This window comes from Mesorhizobium sp. M1A.F.Ca.IN.020.06.1.1 (genome assembly GCF_004023265.1).
GTDB lineage: Bacteria > Pseudomonadota > Alphaproteobacteria > Rhizobiales > Rhizobiaceae > Mesorhizobium.
On sequence record NZ_RZSR01000803.1, the window covers coordinates 1 to 2,800 of the forward strand.

Consider the following 2,800-nt stretch of genomic DNA (forward strand, 5'->3'; position numbering starts at 1 on the left):
CTATGCGTCGGTCGGCGGCGGCGTGGTCGAGGTTGCGCCCTATACGCATATGGAGCGCATGCCGGAGATCGATCCGGAGGCCTATAACGGCACCAACCGGATGAAGGTCTATGTGTTCGCCAATGACGAGCGGGCGCAGGCGCTGCTCTTGGCCGTCTACGACAATCTCGGCAAGGGTGCTTCCGGCGCTGCCGTGCAGAATCTGGACCTGATGCTCGGCATCAAGCACTGAGCGACGATGCGCAAGGCGCGCCTCAGCCTCTGACGGCGATCTCGGTCGGCAGCGGATAGGCACCCTTGGTGCCGCGCCAGTGCGCGGCGGCGAAGCCGAGCACGATCAGCGCGACGCCTTGATGGGTGAGCGCCATATGCAGCGGCACCTGCATCAAAAGCGTGCCGATTCCGATCGAGGCCTGCGCCAGCACCAGCAGGAACAGCAGCGTGGCGCGGCGGGCATGCGTAGTGCCGGGCTGACGCCGCCAGGTGGCGATCATGTGCCAGAGCGCCACCGCAAAGAGCGTGTAAGCGCCGAGCCGGTGCACGAACTGCACCGTCTTCGGGTTCTCGAAGAAATTCAGCCAGGCAGGTTTCAAGAGCAGGAGATCGGCCGGGATCACCTTGCCGTCCATCAGCGGCCAATTGTTGTAGGAGAGGCCGGCGTGGAGGCCGGCAACCAGGCCGCCGAGATAGATCTGGATCAGTGCCAAGAGCACGATCGCGCCGGCAAGCCGCTGGGTCGAGCGGTCGGCGGCGCGCTCGGAGTGCGGCGCCAATCCTCGCGCGACAACCATGGTGGCGGTGAAGATTAGCGCCGCGAGCGTCAGATGCGTCGCCAGCCGGTACTGGCTGACCGAGACACGGTCGACTAGACCCGAGGCCACCATCCACCAGCCGATGGCCCCCTGCAGGCCGCCGAGCAGAAGTATACCTAGAAGCTTCGGCCCGAGGCCGCGTTCGATGCGGCGCGTCGCCCAGAAGAACAGCAGCGGCAATGCGAAGACCGCGCCGGCGCTGCGGGCGAGGATGCGGTGCACCCATTCCCACCAGAAGAGCGACTTGAAAGCTTCTAAGCTCATACCCTTGTTGAGCTCTGTATATTGGGGGATCTGCTGGTAGCGCTGGAACTCTTCCTGCCATTCGGCATCGTTGAGCGGCGGGATCACGCCATGGATCGGCTGCCATTCGGTGATCGACAGGCCGGAACCGGTGAGCCTTGTGGCGCCGCCGACCAGCACCAGCGCGGCCAGCACGACCAGCACGAAATAAAGCCAGCCGCGCACCAGCGCGCGGTTGTGGAGATCGCGATCGCGGGCGGCGTCTGGGGCCGTGGTGGTTATGGCGGCCATGGGAGTTTCCCGGCAGTTGAAATCGCGGGATTGGTGGACCATGGCCGCCCGGCTGGCAAGACCGGACAGCGCGGCACGCCGTCGCGCCGGCCCGCGGCGGTTGCGCCCGCTCCCCAATCGGCCTAAGCGAGGCGGGTCAACGGGACCGCGACATGCCCATTCGCCTGAAAAAGCTGATCGGAACCATTCTGCTGGTGGCGCTCGTCGTCATCTACGCGCTGATCGCCTCGGCCATCGCGGTCACAAGGCTCGCCGAATACGGCTCCTTGGCGCATTTCCTGTTCTTCCTGCTCAGCGGCCTGCTCTGGGTGCTGCCGGCGATGGGCATCATCAAATGGCTGATCATGGAGCCGCCTCAGAAGGGCTGAGCGCGGCCGCGCCAACGCTAACGTGATTCATACGTGATTGCGCATTGGGACTAACTTGCCTGGCTTGACCGCATGGCAGGGAGGGCTTGCGCCATGCCAAAAGCCTCGTTCGCGGGATTGATCCTGATCATCGCCTGCATGGCGGCCTCGATGGCAGCCGCCGAAACCATCAACGTGTCGGACGATCATGGCGGCAGCGTCGCCGCGTACAGCCAGCGCTGGAAGGGGCTCGCCGCGCGCGGCGTCAATGTCCGCATCGTCGGCAAATGCCAGTCGGCCTGCACGGTGCTGCTCGGCTATATTCCCCGCAGCCGCATCTGCGTGATGCCTGCGGCAAGCTTCGGCTTCCATCTGGCGCACCGCACCGACATGACCGCCGTCTTGTGGAATGCCTATGCTGCCGACATCAGAGGCTGGATCAACGCGCATGGCGGGCTTGCGTCACAGCTCAAATGGATGAACGCGCCGGACACCTACCGCTATTTCCACAGATGCTGACGCCCCTTCGGGCTAAATGGTGACGACCATCTTGCCGGCGTTGGCAAGCGGCGTCGTCACACCCGACAGCATCGTGCGGATGTGGGCGACGCTCTGGTAGCGGCCGTTGACGGAAATGCGCGGCAGCGCATGCAGGAAGCCGGCATGCTCGGCTCTCAGGACGCCATGCCGGGTCGTCACCGCCGAGACATAGCCGGCATCACGAGCGAAGCCGACCTCGCGGCAGCCAACCGCGCTGGGATAACCGTAGGGGTAAGCGAAATGGCGCGGCTCTGCCCCCAGCCGTTCCATGAGGATACGGCGGACGTCGCCGATCTCGTGACGCGCTTCCGCTTCGGATAACCGCTTGAGGTTGCGGTGGTTGACGGTGTGCGCGCCGATCGTCACCAGCGGATGGGCGGCAACCTTGCGAATCTCATCCCAGCTCATCAGGGTGCCGGGGCGGCCGGTGCCGAGCTCGATGCCGTTGGAGCGCGCCAGTTCACGCAGCGCGGCGCCCTGCTTTTCCTCGGGGACCTCTTGGGTCAACCATGCGTTCAGCCTTGCAATCGTCTGGATCTTTCGGCCGGGTGTCGAGCAATCGACGAC

The 2,800-nt window shown here is 65.0% G+C and carries 4 protein-coding genes and 1 pseudogene; 3 read left to right on the forward strand and 2 right to left on the reverse strand.

Annotated elements, in window-relative coordinates; all coding sequences use genetic code 11:
• Positions 1–232, forward strand: a pseudogene (locus EOA60_RS27180) (N-acetyl-gamma-glutamyl-phosphate reductase); the annotation flags it as partial.
• A 22-nt stretch (positions 233–254) separates the two neighbouring features.
• On the opposite strand, the gene EOA60_RS27185 reads toward EOA60_RS27180, so the two are convergent.
• A complete protein-coding gene (locus EOA60_RS27185; protein WP_128293292.1) occupies positions 255–1,346 on the reverse strand; it encodes a COX15/CtaA family protein in 1,092 nt (363 codons plus the stop codon).
• Positions 1,347–1,498: 152 nt separating this feature from the next.
• Between EOA60_RS27185 and EOA60_RS27190 the strand changes: the two genes are divergently transcribed.
• Entirely contained in the window at positions 1,499–1,714 is a 216-nt protein-coding gene (locus tag EOA60_RS27190) for a DUF2842 domain-containing protein (protein WP_095801287.1), read from the forward strand.
• A 93-nt stretch (positions 1,715–1,807) separates the two neighbouring features.
• The gene (locus EOA60_RS27195) at positions 1,808–2,212 is read left to right on the forward strand and encodes a hypothetical protein (RefSeq protein WP_095824729.1); all 405 of its coding nucleotides are present in this window, start codon (positions 1,808–1,810) and stop codon (positions 2,210–2,212) included.
• A gap of 12 nt (positions 2,213–2,224) precedes the next feature.
• Here the strand turns inward: EOA60_RS27195 and EOA60_RS27200 are convergent.
• Positions 2,225–2,800: polysaccharide deacetylase family protein (locus EOA60_RS27200; RefSeq protein WP_164899570.1), on the reverse strand; the 576-nt coding region annotated here is incomplete at its 5' end.

What these genes read in the sequence shown, in the direction of transcription:
- EOA60_RS27195 (WP_095824729.1), top strand. Translation starts at nt 1,808, where the DNA reads ATGCCAAAAGCCTCGTTCGCGGGATTGATCCTGATCATCGCCTGCATG.
- EOA60_RS27190 (WP_095801287.1), top strand. Translation starts at nt 1,499, where the DNA reads ATGCCCATTCGCCTGAAAAAGCTGATCGGAACCATTCTGCTGGTGGCG.
- EOA60_RS27185 (WP_128293292.1), bottom strand. Translation starts at nt 1,346, where the DNA reads ATGGCCGCCATAACCACCACGGCCCCAGACGCCGCCCGCGATCGCGAT.